Annotated in this window: 22 protein-coding genes; 13 read left to right on the top strand and 9 right to left on the bottom strand. The window is 64.3% G+C overall.

Annotation, left to right across the window (positions count from 1 at the left end; translation table 11 throughout):
- Window positions 1-11 precede the first annotated feature (11 nt).
- Window positions 12-410 carry a DUF3597 domain-containing protein gene (locus FJV43_RS36685; protein ID WP_239623734.1) on the top strand — a complete coding sequence of 133 codons (399 nt, stop codon included), beginning with the start codon at window positions 12-14 and terminating at the stop codon, window positions 408-410.
- Between the two features lie 52 nt (window positions 411-462).
- Here FJV43_RS36685 and FJV43_RS36680 read toward each other — a convergent pair whose 3' ends face one another.
- Complete coding sequence (locus FJV43_RS36680; RefSeq protein ID WP_239623733.1) at window positions 463-738, bottom strand: GNAT family N-acetyltransferase; 276 nt, start codon at window positions 736-738, stop codon at window positions 463-465.
- Window positions 739-1,058: 320 nt separating this feature from the next.
- Here FJV43_RS36680 and FJV43_RS36675 point away from each other — a divergent pair, with 320 nt between their 5' ends.
- Window positions 1,059-1,454 carry an SPW repeat protein gene (locus FJV43_RS36675; protein ID WP_239623732.1) on the top strand — a complete coding sequence of 132 codons (396 nt, stop codon included), beginning with the start codon at window positions 1,059-1,061 and terminating at the stop codon, window positions 1,452-1,454.
- A 49-nt stretch (window positions 1,455-1,503) separates the two neighbouring features.
- On the opposite strand, the gene FJV43_RS36670 is transcribed toward FJV43_RS36675, so the two are convergent.
- Both FJV43_RS36670 and FJV43_RS36665 read right to left on the bottom strand, forming a co-directional pair.
- Window positions 1,504-1,779, bottom strand: coding sequence for a GNAT family N-acetyltransferase (locus FJV43_RS36670; protein ID WP_239623731.1), 276 nt, complete (start codon window positions 1,777-1,779; stop codon window positions 1,504-1,506).
- Window positions 1,780-1,866: 87 nt separating this feature from the next.
- A complete protein-coding gene (locus tag FJV43_RS36665) occupies window positions 1,867-2,226 on the bottom strand; it encodes a hypothetical protein (protein WP_239623730.1) in 360 nt (119 codons plus the stop codon).
- A gap of 93 nt (window positions 2,227-2,319) precedes the next feature.
- Here FJV43_RS36665 and FJV43_RS36660 point away from each other — a divergent pair, with 93 nt between their 5' ends.
- The 6 genes from FJV43_RS36660 to FJV43_RS36635 all read left to right on the top strand — a co-directional run bounded on the left by FJV43_RS36660 (window position 2,320) and on the right by FJV43_RS36635 (window position 8,692).
- Window positions 2,320-2,817: a hypothetical protein gene (locus tag FJV43_RS36660; protein ID WP_239623729.1), complete on the top strand. Its 498-nt coding sequence runs from the start codon at window positions 2,320-2,322 to the stop codon at window positions 2,815-2,817.
- Between the two features lie 105 nt (window positions 2,818-2,922).
- Window positions 2,923-4,530 carry an acyl-CoA synthetase gene (locus FJV43_RS36655; RefSeq protein ID WP_239623728.1) on the top strand — a complete coding sequence of 536 codons (1,608 nt, stop codon included), beginning with the start codon at window positions 2,923-2,925 and terminating at the stop codon, window positions 4,528-4,530.
- A 9-nt stretch (window positions 4,531-4,539) separates the two neighbouring features.
- Complete coding sequence (locus FJV43_RS36650) at window positions 4,540-5,400, top strand: DUF296 domain-containing protein (protein ID WP_239623727.1); 861 nt, start codon at window positions 4,540-4,542, stop codon at window positions 5,398-5,400.
- A gap of 84 nt (window positions 5,401-5,484) precedes the next feature.
- A complete protein-coding gene (locus FJV43_RS36645) occupies window positions 5,485-6,252 on the top strand; it encodes an AAA family ATPase (RefSeq protein WP_239623726.1) in 768 nt (255 codons plus the stop codon).
- Window positions 6,253-7,172: 920 nt separating this feature from the next.
- The gene (locus tag FJV43_RS36640) at window positions 7,173-7,736 is read left to right on the top strand and encodes an SRPBCC family protein (RefSeq protein ID WP_239623725.1); all 564 of its coding nucleotides are present in this window, start codon (window positions 7,173-7,175) and stop codon (window positions 7,734-7,736) included.
- 2 nt (window positions 7,737-7,738) lie between these two features.
- Entirely contained in the window at window positions 7,739-8,692 is a 954-nt protein-coding gene (locus FJV43_RS36635; protein ID WP_239623724.1) for a cytochrome D1 domain-containing protein, read from the top strand.
- Between the two features lie 87 nt (window positions 8,693-8,779).
- On the opposite strand, the gene FJV43_RS36630 is transcribed toward FJV43_RS36635, so the two are convergent.
- Window positions 8,780-9,616: a DUF3313 domain-containing protein gene (locus FJV43_RS36630; protein ID WP_239629780.1), complete on the bottom strand. Its 837-nt coding sequence runs from the start codon at window positions 9,614-9,616 to the stop codon at window positions 8,780-8,782.
- 29 nt (window positions 9,617-9,645) lie between these two features.
- Window positions 9,646-10,653, bottom strand: coding sequence for an acetylhydrolase (locus tag FJV43_RS36625; RefSeq protein WP_239623723.1), 1,008 nt, complete (start codon window positions 10,651-10,653; stop codon window positions 9,646-9,648).
- Between the two features lie 192 nt (window positions 10,654-10,845).
- Between FJV43_RS36625 and FJV43_RS36620 the strand changes: the two genes are divergently transcribed.
- Complete coding sequence (locus FJV43_RS36620; RefSeq protein ID WP_239623722.1) at window positions 10,846-11,487, top strand: TetR/AcrR family transcriptional regulator; 642 nt, start codon at window positions 10,846-10,848, stop codon at window positions 11,485-11,487.
- 54 nt (window positions 11,488-11,541) lie between these two features.
- Here the strand turns inward: FJV43_RS36620 and FJV43_RS36615 are convergent, their stop codons facing one another.
- Window positions 11,542-12,174 carry an HAD-IA family hydrolase gene (locus FJV43_RS36615; RefSeq protein WP_239623721.1) on the bottom strand — a complete coding sequence of 211 codons (633 nt, stop codon included), beginning with the start codon at window positions 12,172-12,174 and terminating at the stop codon, window positions 11,542-11,544.
- A gap of 99 nt (window positions 12,175-12,273) precedes the next feature.
- Here FJV43_RS36615 and FJV43_RS36610 point away from each other — a divergent pair, with 99 nt between their 5' ends.
- On the top strand, window positions 12,274-12,501 hold the full coding sequence (locus FJV43_RS36610; protein WP_239623720.1) for a DUF433 domain-containing protein: 228 nt from the start codon (window positions 12,274-12,276) through the stop codon (window positions 12,499-12,501).
- A 49-nt stretch (window positions 12,502-12,550) separates the two neighbouring features.
- Complete coding sequence (locus tag FJV43_RS36605) at window positions 12,551-12,838, top strand: DUF5615 family PIN-like protein (protein ID WP_239629778.1); 288 nt, start codon at window positions 12,551-12,553, stop codon at window positions 12,836-12,838.
- Between the two features lie 398 nt (window positions 12,839-13,236).
- Here the strand turns inward: FJV43_RS36605 and uvrA are convergent, their stop codons facing one another.
- Window positions 13,237-16,218, bottom strand: coding sequence for an excinuclease ABC subunit UvrA (gene uvrA / locus FJV43_RS36600; RefSeq protein ID WP_239623719.1), 2,982 nt, complete (start codon window positions 16,216-16,218; stop codon window positions 13,237-13,239).
- Window positions 16,219-16,301: 83 nt separating this feature from the next.
- On the opposite strand from uvrA, the gene FJV43_RS36595 reads away from it, so the two are divergent.
- Window positions 16,302-16,499 (top strand): hypothetical protein, encoded by a 198-nt coding sequence (locus tag FJV43_RS36595; protein ID WP_239623718.1) that lies wholly within the window; start codon window positions 16,302-16,304, stop codon window positions 16,497-16,499.
- A gap of 2 nt (window positions 16,500-16,501) precedes the next feature.
- On the opposite strand, the gene FJV43_RS36590 is transcribed toward FJV43_RS36595, so the two are convergent.
- Window positions 16,502-17,188, bottom strand: coding sequence for an outer membrane protein (locus FJV43_RS36590; RefSeq protein WP_239623717.1), 687 nt, complete (start codon window positions 17,186-17,188; stop codon window positions 16,502-16,504).
- A 240-nt stretch (window positions 17,189-17,428) separates the two neighbouring features.
- Window positions 17,429-18,196, bottom strand: a complete 768-nt coding sequence (locus tag FJV43_RS36585; protein ID WP_239623716.1) for an outer membrane beta-barrel protein — start codon at window positions 18,194-18,196, stop codon at window positions 17,429-17,431.
- Window positions 18,197-18,636: 440 nt separating this feature from the next.
- Between FJV43_RS36585 and FJV43_RS36580 the strand changes: the two genes are divergently transcribed.
- A complete protein-coding gene (locus tag FJV43_RS36580) occupies window positions 18,637-19,131 on the top strand; it encodes a single-stranded DNA-binding protein (RefSeq protein ID WP_061881761.1) in 495 nt (164 codons plus the stop codon).
- Window positions 19,132-19,398 lie beyond the last annotated feature (267 nt).

Here is a 19,398-nt window from a genome sequence, read left to right as displayed (position 1 = left end):
GGGGAGCAGACATGAGCATTTTCGGGAAAATCATGAGCGCGATCTTCGGCAGCCAGCCGGCCTCCGCCGCGCCTGCCGGTGGCACAGCTTCGCCCGGCGCGCCCGCAAGCGCGCCAGGCGCTTCGGCGCCGGCCGCCGCGCCCATGGCTGCCGTCGACGTGGCGGCGATCGTCGACAAGGCGGCGGCCGCACACAAGGGCGAGAAGCTGGAATGGCGCACCTCGATCGTCGACCTCATGAAGGCGCTCGACATCGATTCCAGCCTCGCTGCGCGCAAGGATCTCGCCAAGGAACTCGGCTACGGCGGCGACATGAACGACTCGGCCAGCATGAACGTCTGGCTGCACAAGCAGGTGATGTCCAAGCTCGCAGCAAACGGCGGCAAGCTGCCGCCGGAGATCAAGCACTGACCCGCCCCGGGTCGTGCCGGAGGGGCCCGCGATCTCGCGGGCCCCTTTGCTTTCAGGCGACCAGATCCGCATCCTCCGGATGCCTGCCGAGATAGTCGACGACGAAGCTGCAGCCGGCGATCACCTTCCTGCCGTCGCGCCGGATCAGGTCCAGTGCGCCCTTGACCAGTTCGGAGCCGATGCCGCGGCCGCGCAGCGCGCGTGGCGTCTCGGTGTGGGTGATGATGACGGCGGACGGCGTCAGCCGGTAATTGGCGAAGGCGATGTCGCTGCCGACATCGAGCTCGAAGCGGCTCCTGTCCTTGTTGTCGCGTACCGATGCCGCCATGAGGGATCCTTCTGAAATGCAGATTGCCTCCTGATCTAGGAGGCTGACTCCGCCCTTGCCAAGGTGAGACCAAGGCAGGTTGGTGCAGAGGAGATATCCGCAAATGCGCGCCGCTGTGACCGCAGTGCAGTATGGACATCGCGCTCTGCGAGCATGGCCCGGCGACCGCAAATATTCCTCGATACAGCTCTTGCAAGCCGAAGTTCGGTTCCCACGTCCTGGAAAGGACATACGCCCGAATGCGGCCGGCAGGGTCGCCAGATATTCGGAGTGTCGTGATCGCCAGCCGCAGACGTATGCCTCTTTTGCAGGAGGGTACGATGTCGGACTCTGGTTTCTTGAAGACTCATCGAACATGGGAAGATTGGTGCGGGATGCTGCTTGGCGCGGCGATCGTCGCTTCGCCGTGGTTCCCCGTCCAGGATCAGGCGGTCACCGGACACCAGACGGCCATCCTGAATACCGTCGCGATCGGTCTGATCGTGTTTGGCATCAGCCAGCTCGAATACGTGGCCTTGCAGCGGTGGCAAGAGGTGACCACGATCCTGGTCGGGCTGTGGCTCATCGCCTCGCCTTACGTGATCGGTTATTCCGCCGACGGCTTCCTCCGCGTCTACCACACGGCGCTCGGTGCGGTGGTGGTGCTGCTCGGCATACTCCAGCTGTGGCAGGACTGGGGTCAGACTGACCAGGACATGCTCAAGCATGGGCAATAGGCCGTAGATGCCGGCAGGCCCGCCGGCCTTGGGCGGCGGGCCTGTGCACTCATCTTGTTACGAGATCTGCATAGTCCGGGTGCTTGTCGATCCACGCCTTCACGAACGGGCATTGTGGGATCAGCTTCAATCCGGCGGCGCGGACGTGGTCGAGTGCGCCTTGTACCAGCTTCGAGCCAATGCCCTTGCCACCAAGTTCCTTCGGCACGTCCGTATGCTCGAATGTGATCACGTTGCCATCGAGCTTGTAGTGCTCGGTCGCAAGATGGCCTTCCACCGCAAGCTCGTAGCGGTGTTGCGCCTTGTTGTTGATGACGTCGCTCATGTCGTGGCCCCTCCAGCTGCCAGCCTCGCGCACGAGGCCGTAACGCGCGGTCGGGTCGGCAGGTTTCCGATGTTGCGGTCGTTCGGTTCAATCGGTCGCTTTGGCCAGCCTGGAATCCTCGGGCTGCGGCGGCTGGCGAAGGCAACCCTGGCAGATGACCAGGGAGCGGTTGACCCTGGCGTCCTGCTCGGCCTCGATGCCGTCCTGCGCCTGCCACCATTCCTTCGAATAGGGCTGAACGCCGGCTTGCGACCTGTTGCGCTCGGCGTGGGCAGCGGTGCGCGTCGGTTGTGAAGCAGCGCGCGGCCGGTTGGGGTCCTCGCCGGCGCCATCCCAGGCATAACGCGCAGGCTTGAAGGCGGGATCGGAAGCCAGATGCGCCTGTGGCGCAACGGCACATCCGGCGAGCGCCAGCGTGAGCAGGATGACGGCGGGCGCTTTGATCATGGAATGCACTCTGTACGCGGAGACGGATGAAGGGTGCGCCGATCATGTTTAAAATTCACTGAACAATTGCGATTGTGGCTGCGACCAACGCCAATGCGATATCTGGTCCTCCTGCTCACCTTGCTCGTGACAAGCGCGCGCGCCGACGACGCAAAGCCGTTCAAGCCGGCCGACTATCCACCGGGCGTGCAGACGGCGCTGCACTACGCCAATGAGGAATGCGACGCCCAGGAGGGCGGCGAGGTGACCTTCGCGCCAAACACCGTACGCAAGATCGATCTCACCGGCGATGGCCGCGAGGACTACATCGTCGATTTCCAGGACACCAGATGCGGCGATCGCGAGACGACCTATTGCGGAACCGGCGGCTGCGTCATGAAGATCCTGGTGAAGCTGCCGGACGGCAGCGTGCGCGAGGTGTTCGGCGGCCATGTCCTCCGCTACAAGATCATGGCGCCGCCGTCGAAGCGCGGCGCCGCCCGCACCATCCGCTTCGATCTGCATGGCAGCTTCTGCGGCGGCTTCGGTCCGCAGACCTGCATCAAGCAGAAGGCCATCACGGCGACGCCGTTTGCGTTCAAGCAGCCGTAGAGCTGGTCCGCAGCCGCCGGCCTTGCAGGGGCGCTGGCGATGGCGATAAATGGGCGGCAATGAGCGGGCAGCTTGTGCGCCGCCCGTCGTCGAAGAGGAAGCCCGATGCAGCCCCTGCGCATGTCCCGCCGCGTCATGAATCTTGCCTACATGCTGACCCAGAATGCGCGGCGGCATGGATCGCGCCCCGGCTTCGTCTGGGGTGACAAGTCCTGGACCTGGCGCGAGATCGATGCACAGGTCTCGGCGTTGGCTGCGGCGCTCGCCGCACGCGGCATCGCCAGGGGTGATCGCATTCTCGTCCATTCCAAGAATGGCGATGAGATGTTCGTCTCGATGTTCGCCGCGTTCCGGCTCGGCGCGGTCTGGGTGCCCACCAATTTCCGCCTGATGCCGGACGAGGTCAGCTATCTCGCGCAGGCCTCCGGCGCCAAGGCGTTTCTGTGCCATGTCGATTTCCCCGAGCACGCTGCGGCCGTGCGCGGCGGCGCGCTGGAGTTCACCTGGAGCATCGACGGCAAGGCACCATTCGCGGATATGTCGGTTGCCGAGGCCATGGCCTCGCGGGCAGGAACGGCAGTCGAGAACGTCGCTGTCGAACACGACGATCCCTGCTGGTTTTTCTTCACCTCCGGCACCACCGGCCGTTCCAAGGCGGCCGTGCTCACCCACGGCCAGATGGGGTTCGTCGTCACCAATCATCTTGCCGATCTGACGCCAGGCGTGACGGAGCAGGATGCCTCGCTGGTGGTGGCGCCGCTGTCGCACGGCGCCGGCGTGCATCAGCTGATGCAGACCGCACGCGGCGCATGCACGGTGCTGCTGCCGACCGAAAAATTCGACATCAACGAGGCGTTCCGCCTGATCGAGGCGCATCGCGTCAGCAATCTCTTCACGGTGCCGACGATCCTCAAGATGATGGTCGAGCATCCCGCCGCCGACAAATACGATCATTCCTCGCTGCGTCAGGTGATCTATGCCGGCGCGCCAATGTATCGCGAGGACCAGAAGGCCGCGCTGAAGAAGCTCGGCAAGGTCATCGTGCAGTATTTCGGCCTTGGCGAGGTCACCGGTAACATCACCGTGCTGCCGGCCGCGCTGCACGATCCCGAGGACGGCCCGCACGCGAAGATCGGCACCTGCGGCTTCGAGCGCACCGGCATGCAGGTCTCGATCCAGGACGACGAGGGACGGGAGCTCGAAGCCAACCAGAGCGGCGAGATCTGCGTGATCGGGCCTGCCGTGTTCGCCGGCTATTACGACAATCCCGAAGCGAATGCGAAGGCATTTCGCAATGGTTGGTTCCGCACCGGCGATCTCGGCCACATGGACGAGGAGGGATTCGTCTACATCACGGGACGTGCCTCCGACATGTACATCTCCGGCGGCTCCAACATCTATCCGCGCGAGATCGAGGAGAAGATCCTGACGCATCCTGCGATCGGCGAGGTCGCCGTGCTCGGCGTGCCCGATGCGACCTGGGGCGAGGTCGGAATAGCTGTCTGCGTTGCGCGCGAAGGCGCGAAGCCAGTGAGCGAAGCGGAGATGGCGGCGTACCTCTCGCCGAAAGTGCCGCGCTACAAGATGCCGAAGCGGTTCTTCTTCTGGGAGGCGCTGCCGAAGTCCGGCTACGGCAAGGTGCCGAAGCGGATGGTGCGCGACGAGCTCGAGGCGCGCGGGCTGCTCGATCTCGACAAGACCAAGGCAGGCTGAGCAGGCGTCATGCGCAGCATCAAGCAGCCGGGCCCGCCCGCCGCCGAACGCATTCAATGGGTGGAGGCGAGGGGACGTGCCCTTTCCTTCACGCTTCAGGCAGGCCTGCCGCTGCTGGAAGCTGCACGTCGCGGCTTTGCGGCAGAGGGATTTACCTGCGGCGTGCTCAATTTCGGCCGCGGTGCGCTCGAACCGTTCGCCTATGTCATGCCGGCGCTGTCGAAGACCGGCGAGAACGCGGCATTCTACAGCGAGACATATCGGCCCGAAGGCGTGACGCGCACGAAGCTTGGCAGCATGACGCTGGGCGTGCGGGACGGCGCGGCGTTCTTTCATTGCCATGGGCTCTGGACCGAGGCCGACGGCAAGGCAGGCGGCGGCCACATGCTGCCGGACGAGACCGTTGTGGCCGAGCCCTTCGAGGTCGAGGCGTTCGGCATCGATGGCGCGATGTTCACCGCCGAACCCGATCCGGAGACCAATTTCAAGCTGTTCGGGCCCGTCGCGGTCGCGAGCACCGGCGCCCGCACGACGAGCCGAAGCTTCGCATTGCGGCTGCGGCCCAATCAGGATTTCGCCGGCGGCCTCGAGGACTTCTGCCGTGCACATGGCATTGCGCGTGCGAAAATCCACGGCGGCGTCGGCTCGACCATCGGCGCGCGTTTCACCCATGGCGGCGTCACCGAGCCGTTCGCGACCGAGCTGGCGATCACGGCCGGTGCGATCGCGCCGGGCGCTTCCGGTGAACTGCAGGCCGCGCTCGATGTTGCGCTGATCGATTACACCGGCGGCATCGCCGAGGGCCGCCTGATCCGCGGCGACAATCCCGTGCTGATGACCATGGAGCTGGTGCTGGAGGCGCTGGCGTAGCTGGTCAGGCCTGCGCGGGCGGGGTACGGCCTTTACAGCTCTCTTGTTCCTGTTATGTTCTGGTGATGGTCTCAGGGGCGGGCAATGGCACGAAAAGGCAATCGGACGATCAACCTGCCTGCGCCGTATCTGAAGCGGGTCTGGCTCGATCCCTCGCAAGTTCATGATCGCGAGGTCTATCCGTTTTGCCTCCCCATCTTTCCCGATGATTTCGAACTCAACTTCGACGCGGCCATCACCATCATCGTAGGAGAGAACGGGACCGGGAAATCGACGATCCTCGAGGGCATCGCGGCGCTCGCCGGCTATGACGATGCCGGTGGCGGCAAGGGCTACAGGCCGGTCGATCATTCCGAAGCGCGCGAGAAGATGGGCGGCCAACTCTCGAAGGCGCTGCGCGCAAGCTGGCTGCCGAAGATCACCAATGGCTGGTTCTTCCGTGCCGAGAGTTTTTTCTCCGTCGCGCGATATCTGGACAAGGCCGCACGGGACGCCGGCCAGGCCGGTCCCGATTTCCTCTCGCACTCCCACGGTGAAGGCTTCCTGCGCTTCTTCGAAGAACGCTGCCAACGCCAGGGCATTTTCATCTTCGACGAGCCGGAATCGGCGCTGTCGCCGGCGCGCCAGATCGAATTCCTGAAGCTGCTGCGCCGCATGGAAGAGTCCCGCATCTGCCAGGTGATCATGGCGACGCATTCGCCGATGCTGATGGCCTATCCCGACGCGCGGCTGCTGCGGCTCGGGAAATACGGCCTGGAGCCGACGACGGTCGAACAGACCGATCATTACCGGGTGATGCGGGAATTTTGTGCCGATCCACGCGGGTTTGTGGAGGCGACGCTGGCGGAGTAGGAGTGCGAAGTGGCACCATTTTCCGCGCTCGTGTCCCGGACAAGCCGCAACGCGTAGCGGTGTGGCGCAGAGCCGGGACCCAGGAGCCCGCGCGTCGTGCTGCTGCATGGGCCCCGGCTCTGCAGCGCATCGCCAAAGGGGCGCTGCGCTGCGTCCGGGGCACGAAACCGGTATCATCTGCGTACTCAAATCTGAATGTCACGCGCGGTTTCCCGTTCTCGCGGCACATCGTGTCCGAGCTTTATGTTGATCGCCGCCCTCAAGAGTGCCGAGGGCGCAGGGAAGGCCGGGCGCCGGCTGGCACCCGCGGTCCGCTGTGCGCGAATTGCGCTGGAAGTGTTGCACAGCGGCATACAGGTGAAGCCAAACGTCCGGCCTTCCCTGCGCAGTGGTTTTACGGCTTATGTCGTGATCTCCTCGGGGAGCGATGCACTATTGCCCCCGTCGCCTTGCGGATGAGCGACGGTGCGAACCCGGTCGGGCCGCAACGTCACCACAAGCCTTGGCGCACAGACCCCGGGCGCCGGGACCACACGATTTTGCCGTACGCTGGCTGCGCCCGTCGTGTGCGCGCTTCGTCTGCTCACGGAGTAACCCGCCCTGCAAACCGCCTGCGCGCGACGCTGCCTGCGTCCACCACATTCCCATCCCGCGTTCGTGACGATCGCGATCCGCCCCTCGGCCCGGGCTGGGGTGGCCAAAACATGCGACAATTCCGAATTCGAGTAAAGCGAATTATTTCCGCCGCAGGAGTTGACCGTGGTCTGGCGTGTTTTGCCGTCAGGCACCACGACGGATGGTGTGATAGTGGGGAGCACGCCGCCACAGCCGCGCCACGAACCGGTCTCCCCACCGTCCAAAAATGCGCTACGATGCTTCCAGCGCGCTTCAAGTCGCGCAGGATCAAGTGAGGAAACGACATGAGGATGACGATGGGACCGGCGATCGCCGGGGTCGCGGCGCTGGCGGTGGCGGGGATGGCACTGACGACGGCGTTCGAGCCGGTCTGGGCGCACGGGCCGACGCGGCAGAAGGTGAGGGAATCCATCGAGATCAACGCTGCCCCGGCCAAGGTGTGGGCGGTGATCGGCAATTTTCAGGACATGAGCTGGCTCCAGCCCGTCACCAAGACCACGGGCGAGAAAGGCAACGAGATCGGCGCGACTCGGACGCTGACGCTGACTGGCGGCGCAACGGTCGAGGAGGAGCTCTACAAATACGAGCCCGACATGCTCAGCTATTCGTACCGGATCACCAACGTCGACGTGAAGGTGCTGCCGGTGACCAACTATTCCTCGACCCTGACGGTGTCGCCGGCGCCGGACGGCAAGGCGAAGCTGGAATGGGCCGGCGCGTTCTATCGCGGCTATCCCAACAACGATCCGCCGCCGGAGCTGAGCGACGAGGCCGCCAGGACCGCCGTGAGCGGGCTGTACAAGGCCGGGCTCGAGGCGCTCAAGAAGAAGATCGAGAGCGGAAGCTGATAGTGCGGGCGCTGGTCCTGGCGGCACTCGCCGCCAGCCTTTGCCTCGTCGGTCCTGGCGGCGCGTTCGCCGAGGAGGCGTTCGTCACCAACCAGCTCAGCGAAGACTTGATGGTCGTGGACCTCGCGACGTCGCGCAGCGTTGCGACCATTCCGATCGGCGGCAAGCCGGCCGGTGTCGCCGTCAGCGCCGACGGGCGCTTTGCCTATGTGACGAGTCCCGATGCCAAGGCGGTCACGGTGGTGGACGCGGCCGCGCGGCAAGTCGCGGGGCGGATCGAGGTCGGCGGCGGGCCGCTCGGCATTGCCGTCGCGCCCGATGGCCGCACCGTCTATGTCGCCGACTGGTATGCCGCTGCGGTGCGGGTGATCGATACGGCTTCGCGCAGCGTCACGGCCAGCATCGCGGTCGGCGACTCGCCATCGGGCCTCGCCGTGACGCCGGATGGCAGGCTGCTGCTCTCGGCCGACCGCGACGACGACAGCGTCTCGGTGGTGGACACCGCGACGCGCCAGCGCAGGGCCATGATCAAGGTCGGCACCCGCCCGTTCGGCGTTACCATCGATGCCGACGGAAAGCGCGCCTACACCGCCAATGTCGGCTCCGACGATGTCTCCGTGATCGACATCGCCGCCGGCCGCGAGATCGGTCGCGTGCCGGTGGGGATGCGGCCCTATGCGGTGGCGCTGACGCCGGGCCGCGGCTTCGTCACCGACCAATATGGCGGCACCGTCAGCGTGTTCGACCTCGCGAGCCTGAATCCGATCAAGCGCATCACGGTCGGCGACTATCCCGAAGGCATTGCCGCAACCGCCGACGGTAAGCGCATCATCGTCGCCTGCTGGGAGAGCAACACGCTCAGCATCATCGATGTTGCCGAGTTGAAGGTGATCGGCGAGGTCAAGGTTGGCGACGGCCCGCGCGCGTTCGGGATGTTCTTGCGCAGGACGGAGTAGTTCGCCAAGACCCGCGGCCGCTTCGCAAGCGACGACGCTGCATGAAGCTGCTGCCGATCGCTCATTCATAGTACCCGTCAGCGCTGATCAGTTGGCGGGGGTTCCAGCCTGATCGGTAGCCGCCGCTTCCGGGACTGCGCTGGCCGGCGCACCCCGGTCGGTCCAATCCGGCGGCAGCCCAATCCTCTCTCCGGCCATTCCAATCAGTCCCGGCGCTCGCCCGAATGTTTCACAGATCGCCTCCTTGGGCGCGCCGCCGAGAGAGGCCTGCAGACGGCTGATGGATGGCGGCGCCGAGACCTTCCCGAACGGACTCTCGCCGGTCACAAGCATCTTCCCGAAATCGTCTCCGAACGCGCCGGCGAGATCATAGGCATCCCCGTCGCTCGATGCACGCGGAGCGCTGGTGAAGGAATTCGCGCCGCGCGCCCAGATCATGGCAGCTTTTTGGTTGCCGCTGCGGTCACGGGCTTCGGCCTCTACCGACAGGCTCCCAAGTCCGATCGGAAGCCGCGGTACAGGGATGGGCACACCGGGAGCAACGATGGACGGTACAACGCTCGCGACCTTGGAGACGCCGGCTGCCGTCGCATCGGTCGGCGCAATGTGGGTAACGACCGCCCGAACATTCAAGTCGGCGGCTTCCGTCGGCGCTACGATCCGGAAACGCTCGCTCAGCGCAAGGCACATCGCTCTGTTCATCGCATTCTTGATCAGGCTGCGCTGCCGGTCGGAGAACGGTTGGCTTGCGGCGGTTGCCGCGAACGCAGCTGGCTCAATACGCGCAGTCTTCGCGGCGAGAACATCAGCCTTGCTGATCCGAACCTGCGACTTGGTCAGAACACCATCGGACGGCGTCAGATCGTCGTAAGAGGCCAGGGACCCGGACCGCTCCAGCGGAGCGGTCGCGCAACCTGCAGCCATCAAGCTCAAGGTCGCTGCGACACACCATCTCATGGCGTGGGAGCAAGACCGATCTCCGCCCTCTGGACCATGCGCCGGGAACGCGCGGCCGGAACGGGAGAGGGCGCGGCGCCGGGCGCCGATGCCAGGATTGGCTGCCAGGTCGCATTCCAACGCGCCAGCGTCGTCTCGTTGCCGTCGAAGGCCAGGTCGAGGAAAGCCAGAGTGAGCTCGGCCGTCGCAGCCTTCACTTTCGGATTGAGAGCCGGACCACCCGTGAACGAACGATCGGTAAAGATGCTGTGCGAGCCGCCCTCGAACACGGCAAGCAGCTTGCGCGGTTCGGCAATGGCGTTGAAGACAGCCAATCGATCGGCCGCGGGCGAGTGGTATCCGGGGATTTCGATGACGTCGTTTGTCGCCGTCACGTGCAGGTTCGGAACGGCGATCTTGCCCAGGACCGAGGCAAGATCGGACTCGCCGTAGAACGGCGGTGCAGAGATGACGATGGCCGCCGAAAAGCGCGGGTCGCGGGCCTCGACCCACCGCCCTTCACGCATCACGCGGGCGCCAACCGCAAGCAGGGCCGTGTTCGCGCCATATGAATGTCCGGCTGCTACGATGCGCCGGCGGTCGACCTGGGCGCCGTAGGGGCTCGACAGCATAAGGTTCAGGGCGAAGTGCAGATCCCTGGCCCGCGCCAGCGCCTCGCTCTCATGAGCCGCTCGCTGCAAACGGTCCACGACGGTGAGAGGATTGCCTTGCCAGAGCGACGAATCGCTGCCCGCATGCTGAACATGCAGACTCGCAATGCCACGGGCCGCCCAATATCGCCCGAGATAGCTGTAGCCCCGGCGGGAGCCACCCAGGCCATGGGAGAACACGATGAGCGGTACGCGCGATCCTGGCGTGACACTCGTCGGCCAATGCAGGCGCGCCGGAACGGCTCGCGAACGTGCGGGATCGACCCAGTCGAAGTCGACGAAGGCGGGCGGGGCGGACTGCGCTTGCGCTGGAGGCGCCGGAACGGCGGCCGTGACCGCGACGGCGAGCAGCATGGCACCGAGGCGCCGTCGTGTCATGTTGGGGGGCGCGATTGCGTTGCCCCCGCCACGTGCGGGCGCGGATGAAACATGCCACGAGGGAGTGTCGCCGCCAACCCTGTTCGCCATGAACACACCTTGAACACAATTCGCACTGGGTGTAATTTTGTATTGCACTTAGTGCAATTTTGCAAGCGGATTCATTTCGTGCCAGAACATGCCATGAAAAGCTCGTCTCGAAAGGAGGAAGGCCTGCGCGAACGGAAGCGGCGCGAAACGCTGCATCGCATCACCGAGCAAGGCCTGAAACTGTTTCTGACCCACGGCTACGAGGCCACCACGCTCGACGCGATCGCGGAGGCCGCCGGGATCTCGCGGCGGACGTTCTTCTATTACTTCAAGTCCAAGGAAGAGATTCTGCTGGCGTGGCAGGACGGCGGTTTCAGCGAGACCCTGCGAGCCGCCGTGCTGGAGCAATCGACCAAACAGTCACCCCTCGCTGCCGTGAAGAACGCCTTGTTGGAGCTGACGGCCCGCTTTCCCGCCGATTACAAGCAGATCAAGGTGATCGAGCGCCTGATGTGCGCGAACGAGTCGCTTCGCCTACGACAGCAGGCGAAATATGTAGAGAAGGAACAAGCGGTCTTCGACGCGCTCTGCCAGATGTGGCCGCAGCCCAGACGGCAACCTGCGCTCCGCATGGTCGCCATGATGTCGGTCGGCGCATTCCGTCTTGCCATCGAAAACTGGAACCGCGACCAGGGGAAGCGATCTCTCGCCATTTGCCTGAGAGAGGCGTTTGCGTGCCTGGACCAGGAAATTGGAAGGGGCGTGCTTGCACAAGACTGACTCGTGCGGGACGGACGGCCGATCCTGCGACGTGCGTCAGCGTGTGTATCCGGGCTACCGCGCCGGGCACAACGCCCGTACGATCTCGTCCAAATGCTCGAACGTGTGATCCGGCGCATGCGCCCGCAGCGCTGCGGGTGCCGCATAGCCCCAGCATACGGCGCCGCAGGCGATGCCCACGGCGCGAGCGGCCTCGATGTCGCGAACCTCGTCGCCGATCGCAATCACTCGCTCAGGGCTTACGCCCGCACGCCGGATGACCCGGCGGAATTTCGCAGGCTTGCCGAACAGCGATGCCGCGCAGTCGAAATGCGCAAACAGCGACGCGGCTTCGCCGAGCTTCTCGCGCGCATTGGCTTCGCTGTCGGATGTCACCAGCGCGAGCTGCACGCCGTTTCCGGCCAGCGTCCGCAGCATCGCCTCGACACCGTCGAACAGCGCGATCTCCGCGGCGGCCTCAGCCTTCAGCCGACGCGCATGCCGCGCGATCGCCGGCAGCTTCCACAAGGGCACTTCGAGCCGGGCGAGGATCTCGCGGCTCGACGCATGCCGCAGCTCTTCGATGTCCTCATCCTTCACCCGGCGAAAATTGAAGTGATCTGCGACGTCGTTGATGGTGCGCAGGAACCACGGAAAGCTGTCGGCGAGGGTGCCGTCGAGGTCGAAGATGGCGAGGGAGTAGGGCATGGAGGAAGGGAGTGCTGGACAGGGGCGAGCATCAGACTCGCTGGCGACGCGCTGACAGATGCTATCGGAGATGCTATATTTGAGGTCCAGAGGTGACAGATGTCGGAGTTACTGGCAAGGATTACGGTCGATCCGCAGCGCATGCACGGGCGCCCCTGCATTCGCGATCTGCGCATCACGGTCGCCGACGTCCTGGGACTGCTGTCCGCCGGACAGTCGCGCGAGAGCATTCTCGAAGATTACCCATATCTGGAAGCGGCCGACATCGACGCGGTGCTCGTCTATGCCGCCCGTCAGGTCGATCACCCGATCATAGCGGCCAAGTAGCTTGCTTTACCTGATTGACGCTCAGCTTCCTCCAGCACTCGCAGAAGCTATGCGTGGCGCTGGGTACGACGCGGCTCATGTGGCCGAGTTCGGGATGGCAAACGCGACCGACGCGGCAATCTGGAGCGCAGCCATTTCTCGATCGGCCGTTCTCGTTACCAAGGACCGCGATTTCTCTCTCCTTCGAGCCGCAAAGAAACAGGGGCCGATCGTGCTGTGGGTCCGGGTTGGCAATATCGACAATCGTGCCCTGGTCCGTCAGATCTTGAGCGCCATGCCGCAAATTGGCGAAGCCGTTGCGCGAGGGGAGGCCGTCATCGAATTTGTCGGTGGTTAGCGTGGCAAGCGAGCTCGAACCACCCTTCCAATTTCGTCGGGAGAATCTATCGACCAACGCCGTTGTCCGCGTCTGCCTTCCGGCAGACATCTCTAACGAGATGATCCTTATTGGCTTGCTTGCAAAGCAGCTCAGTTTTCCCGACTATTTCGGCGAGAATTGGGATGCGCTTGAGGAGTGTCTGCGCGATCTGTCTTGGTTACCTGCGGGGCCAATCGTTCTGGAGCACGTAGACGTGCCACTCGTTCGAGACGTCGCGAATGCGAGGATCTATATAGCGATGCTCGCTGACGCGACCCGCGAAACGTCGAGGTCGGATCGTCCACTCCGCGTGGTATTCCCACCTGATTTTCGCGACCAGATATCGTGGCTTCTTCGACTGTAGCAACGAGGCGCCTCTACTCCGCCGCCTCGCTCGTGCTCCTCCGCTTCGGCTTCCGTGCCTTCTTCAGCACCGGCTCCAAGAACTTCCCCGTGTAGCTCCGCGGCGCCTTCGCGATGTCCTCAGGCGGTCCCCAGGCGACGATCTCGCCGCCGCCGTCGCCGCCTTCGGGGCCGAGGTCGATGACCCAGTCGGCGGTCTTGATGACTTCGAGATTGTGCTCGATGACGACGACCGTGTTGCCCTGCGCGACCAGCTCGTGCAGCACCTCCAGCAGCTTCTTGACGTCGTGGAAGTGCAGGCCGGTGGTGGGCTCGTCGAGAATGTAGAGCGTGCGGCCGGTGGCGCGCTTGGACAGCTCCTTGGCGAGCTTGACGCGCTGGGCTTCGCCGCCCGAGAGCGTGGTGGCCTGCTGGCCGACATGGATGTAGTCGAGGCCGACGCGGTGCAGGGTCTGGAAGGTCTCGCGCACGCGCGGCACGGCCTTGAAGAACTCGGCGGCTTCCTCGACGGTCATGTCGAGCACGTCGGCGATGCTCTTGCCCTTGAACAGGACTTCGAGCGTCTCGCGGTTGTAGCGCTTGCCCTTGCAGACGTCGCAGGTGACGTAGACGTCGGGCAGGAAGTGCATCTCGATCTTGATGACGCCGTCCCCCTGGCAGGCCTCGCAGCGGCCGCCCTTGACGTTGAACGAGAAGCGGCCGGGCTCGTAGCCGCGCGCCTTGGACTCGGGCAGGCCGGCGAACCATTCGCGGATTGGGGTGAAGGCGCCGGTATAGGTCGCCGGATTCGAGCGCGGGGTGCGGCCGATCGGCGACTGGTCGATGTCGATGATCTTGTCGATGTGCTCGAGGCCCTCGATGCGGTCGTGGGGCGCGGCGCCCTCGCTGGCGTTGTTCAGTTTGCGGGCGATGGCGCGGTAGAGCGTGTCGATCAGCAGCGTCGACTTGCCGCCGCCGGAGACGCCGGTGACGCAGGTAAACAGGCCGAGCGGAATCTCCGCGGTGACGTTCTTGAGGTTATTGCCGCGCGCGTTGACCACCTTGATGGTGCGGCGATGGTTGGGCGGGCGCCGCTCCGGCACCTCGACCTCGAGCTCGCCGGTCAGATACTTGCCGGTCAGCGATTTCGGGTTGCGCATGATCTCGGCGGGCGTGCCTTCGGCGACGATGTGGCCGCCATGCATGCCGGCGCCGGGGCCGATGTCGAGGACGTAGTCGGCGAGGCGGATGGCGTCCTCGTCATGCTCGACCACGACCACGGTGTTGCCGAGGTCGCGCAGCCGCTTCAGCGTGTCGAGCAGGCGGGCGTTGTCGCGTTGGTGCAGGCCGATCGAGGGCTCGTCCAGCACGTAGAGCACGCCCGTCAGGCCCGAGCCGATCTGCGAGGCCAGGCGGATGCGCTGGCTCTCGCCGCCGGACAGCGTGCCGGAGGAGCGGGACAGCGTGAGATAGTTGAGGCCGACATCGAGCAGGAAGGTCAGGCGCTCGCGGATCTCTTTCAGGATGCGGCCGGCGATCTCGTTCTGCTGCGCGTTGAGCGCGCCGGGCACGGTCTCGAACCACTCGCCAGCCTTCCTGACCGACAGCTCCGAGATCTCGCCGATATGCTTGCCGCCGACCTTGACGCAGAGCGCCTCGGGCTTGAGGCGAAAACCCTTGCAGCCCTCGCAGGGGACGTCGTGGAAATATTTCGCCAGCTCCTCGCGCGCCCACTCGCTCTCGGTCTCGCGATAGCGGCGGTTGATGTTGGTGATGACGCCCTCGAACGGCTTCTTGGTGTCGTAGGAGCGGACACCATCCTCGTAGGAGAACTTGATCTCATCGTCGCCGGAGCCGTAGAGGATCGCGTCTCGCGTCTTCTTCGGCAGATCCTTCCACTTGGTATCGAGCGTGAACTTGTAGTGCTTGCCGAGCGCGGTCAGCGTCTGCACGTAATAGGGCGATGAGGATTTGGCCCAGGGCGCGATCGCGCCCTTGCGCAGCGTCAGGTCCTTTTCGGGGATGACGAGGTCCTCGTCGACATGCTGCTCGACGCCGAGGCCGCCGCAGGCCGGGCAGGCACCATAGGGATTGTTGAACGAGAACAAGCGCGGCTCGATCTCGGGGATGGTGAAGCCGGAAACCGGGCAGGCGAACTTTTCCGAGAACAGGATGCGTTCGGGGCCGCTCTTGTCGTGGATCTTCGCGGTCTTCTTTTTCTCTTTCTCTTCGGCAGGCGCGGACGTCGGCGCGTCGGCGAACTCGACCACGGCGAGGCCCTCGGCGAGCTTCAGCGCGGTCTCGAAGCTTTCGGCGAGGCGCTGGCCGATGTCGGCGCGCACCACGATGCGGTCGACGACGACGTCGATGTCGTGCGGGAATTTCTTGTCCAGCGTCGGCGCTTCCGCGAGCTCATGGAAGGTGCCGTCGATCTTGACGCGCTGGAAGCCCTTCTTGAGCCATTCGGCAAGCTCCTTCCTGTACTCGCCCTTGCGGCCGCGCACGACCGGCGCGAGCAGATAGAGGCGGGTGCCTTCGGGCAGCGCCAGCACGCGGTCGACCATCTGCGAGACGGTCTGGCTCTCGATCGGCAGGCCCGTGGCCGGCGAATAGGGCACGCCGACGCGGGCCCAGAGCAGGCGCATGTAGTCGTAGATCTCGGTCACCGTGCCCACCGTGGAGCGCGGGTTCTTCGACGTCGTCTTCTGCTCGATCGAGATCGCCGGCGACAGGCCGTCGATCTGGTCGACGTCGGGCTTCTGCATCATCTCGAGGAACTGGCGGGCATAGGCCGACAACGATTCGACGTAGCGGCGCTGGCCCTCGGCGTAGATGGTGTCGAAGGCGAGCGAGGATTTGCCGGAACCGGAGAGGCCGGTGAACACCACCAGCTTGTCGCGGGGGATCTCGACGTCGATGTTCTTGAGGTTGTGCTCGCGCGCGCCACGGATCGTAATTGCGCGCAGGCTGGAGCCCGCGTTCTGTTGTTGGCGCTTCGCCTTGATCACTTCGTCCATCCCGCTGGTCCTTAAGGAATCCAAAGACGCGCGATCGCGCCAATGTTGAAGGCGCGCTTCGCCCGGAACCGGGAACGGCGCCGATGGGTATGGCAGCGAACGTAGGAAGAACGGCGGCGGATTTCCAGTGCGACTTGCGAATCGTCAACGGATTGTTGGCGCGCTGGCGGCATCTGGCAGCAGGAGCGGACACTTCGAGCGAAGTGTCCGGCAAAACAAAAAGGCCGGCGCTGGCGCCGGCCTTTCGTGACGATATGACGTCGGTCGCGATCCGTACTTAAGATCAGTACTTGGCGACGACCGGGGCGCCGAAGTGATAGTTCACGCCGACCTGCACGGTGTGCATCTCAAGCGTGTTGGTGGCGAGGGCGCCGGAGAAGTAGTCCTCGCCGCCGAGGCTGCGATAGAGGTACTCGCCCTTGACCGACCACTGCGGTGCGAAGAACGCCTCGACGCCAGCGCCGACCGTCCAGCCAGAGTGGAACTTGCTCTCCGACGCGCTGAGGCCGAGTGCGGAGACGGTGATCTTGTTGTCGACCCAGGCGTAGCCGCCGGTGCCGTACAACAGGACGTTGTTGACAGCCCAGCCGATACGGCCGCGCACGGTGCCCATCGCGTCAATCTTGGAGTTCAGCGTAGCAGTCGCAACACCGAAGCCGGGAACGACGGTTGCGCCCGTGATCGAGTCGCTGACATCAGCCCAGGCGCCATCCGCCTCAATGCCGAACACGACGTTGCCGGTCTGCCAATTGTAGCCGGCGGTGCCGCCGACGAAGCCGCCCTTCATCTTGATGTCGGAAGCGTCCTGCCAGGCGCCGCCGCCGACGATACCGAGGTAGAAGCCGGTCCAGTTGTAGACTGAGGCAACGGCCACAGGAGCCTTGGTGTAGGGGCGGGCTGCGAGATCAGCAGCCGAAGCGGGGGCCGCAAGAGCGAACAAACAGGCCGAAGCCAACAAAACTTTCTTCATCTTTAACTAAATCCCAGTCCCAGTTTCTGTTATTGCCTTCCGTGACCGGAAGGGCAGCGGACTCAACGGCCCAACTGAGGTTGTGCTTACACCACCAAAGCCGCAAGTTGTGTCTCCGAAAAGCCACAACGACGCAAAAGGTAATGGTTACTGACTCGTTTTCCCGGCAACCAATACGCGCCCAAAGAAGAAAGGCCGGCGCAAGGCCGGCCTTTGTTCTCCAACAATATCAGCGAGATATCAGTACCTTGCGATCATCGGGCCGCCCCAGCGATAGTTCAACCGGATGAGACCGATATCGACGTCCTGGCCGATGCGATTGGAGGCAGTGAAAACACCGAGCGGAGCCGTGACAAAATTGCCGGATCCGGTGAAGTCGATCGTGCGGTGGCCCAGGAAGATGTGATCGTACTCGAAGCCGACCGACCAGTTCGGCGCAAATCCGAACTCGACGCCCACGCCCACTGTACCGCCCCAACGGGTCTCGTTGGCCCGGTCGAACTCGAGGCCGGTCGCCACATCGTAGGTCCGATAGCGATCGCCGACGACGGCGGCGCCGCCCTTCACGTAGAGCAACACGTTGTTCCAGGCATAGCCGATCTGCCCGGTGATCAAACCGAAAGAGTCGATCGTGGACTGGTTGCGAAGGCCGGACACCGCGCTGATGTTGTCGCCGGAAAAATCGGCCCAGTTGCCCTGGCCCTCGAAGCCGAACACCCAGTTCGTCGACTGCCAGCGGTAGCCGACCTGGCCACCGACGGTGCCGCCCGTCGCATTGTGACAGCCCTCGCCGACCAGAACGCCGGTCGCCGGGGTCACGAAGTCCCAGCACTTGCGGCTTGTGCCGCCGCCGCCGTTGATACCGATGTAGAAGCCGCTCCAGTCGTAGATGGCGGCAACCGGCGCTGGAGCCTTGGTGTAGGGACGGGCGGCAAGATCGGCCGCGCTTGCGGGGGCCGCCAGCCCCAACGCCATTGCACTGATTGCACCAAAAAGAATCTTATTCATTGCAGTCTCCCCAGTTTCGCCCGCTTCTCGAAGTCCCCGAAGCGGGCTGATCAGGCGCGACGCCCATATGAACTAATTCCAAGGCAACGATAGCCCAAGGAAAGGGCAAAATCCGTCTCCGAAATGCCACACTCGCCTACTGATTGAAGTGGCTCCAACTTGATGAATGTTAAGCGGTTTTTGCCCTCCGCGGGAACCCGGAAAAGTTCCATCCGGGGTCCGCGCCATCGGCGTGTGACCAGTATCTGTTCAGTGCTTTTGGCGCGAAGAACAAATCTGGAACATAGCCGGGCGGGATGCTATATGTGGGGATAACCTTGGGGGTGGCGGGCTGATCGGTGTCCGCAAGCGTATAGGGTCGCGTCAACGGGGCGCAGAGGAACGCGGGCAGCGGGATTCGCCCTTTTGAAATTCAGTGGCATTCGGAGTGGAGACAGGCGATGGCGGGAAGCGTCAACAAGGTCATTCTGGTTGGAAATCTCGGCAAGGATCCTGAAATCCGCCGCACCCAGGACGGGCGGCCGATCGCGAATTTGAGCATCGCGACCTCCGAGACATGGCGTGACAAGGCGACCGGCGAGCGCAAGGAGAAGACCGAGTGGCATCGCGTGGTGATCTTCAATGAAGGGCTCTGCAAGGTCGCCGAGCAATACCTGAAGAAGGGCGCCAAGGTTTACATCGAGGGCGCGCTGCAGACCCGCAAATGGACCGACCAGAGCGGCGTCGAGAAGTATTCGACCGAGGTCGTGCTCCAGGGCTTCAACTCGACGCTGACGATGCTCGATGGCCGCGGTGGCGGCGGAGGAGGCGGCAGCTTCGGCGACGAGCCGGGCGGCGATTTCGGCTCCTCCGGTCCCGTCAGCAGCGCACCGCGCCGTCCCGTCGCCGCCGGCGGCGGCCGCAACAGCGACATGGACGACGATATCCCGTTCTGAGGACGAGGATCGAGAGACGCCGAGCGGACGGAGCTTGGCGTTTCGTATCAGTAATTCCGCCTAATCGATGGAGCGGGCTCGGGTTTTCCGGGCCCGCTTCATGTTCGGCTTGAACTCAAATCGTCCGACATCGGGGAGATGGACCGTCGCGGCCCCCCGGCTGCTGCGAACGGGGCTCGCGGGGCCTCCCTGGCTGCGCGGATTCTGGGGCATGGCGGCGGTTCCGCGGAGCCATTTCCGGGGCTGTCCGAGATATCCTGCTCTAAG

The sequence above is a fragment of the Bradyrhizobium sp. I71 genome (assembly GCF_022354745.1).
In the GTDB taxonomy this organism is placed as follows: domain Bacteria; phylum Pseudomonadota; class Alphaproteobacteria; order Rhizobiales; family Xanthobacteraceae; genus Bradyrhizobium; species Bradyrhizobium liaoningense.
Note: the sequence above shows the minus strand (reverse complement) of the source record. Positions and strands in the feature narration are given on the sequence as shown.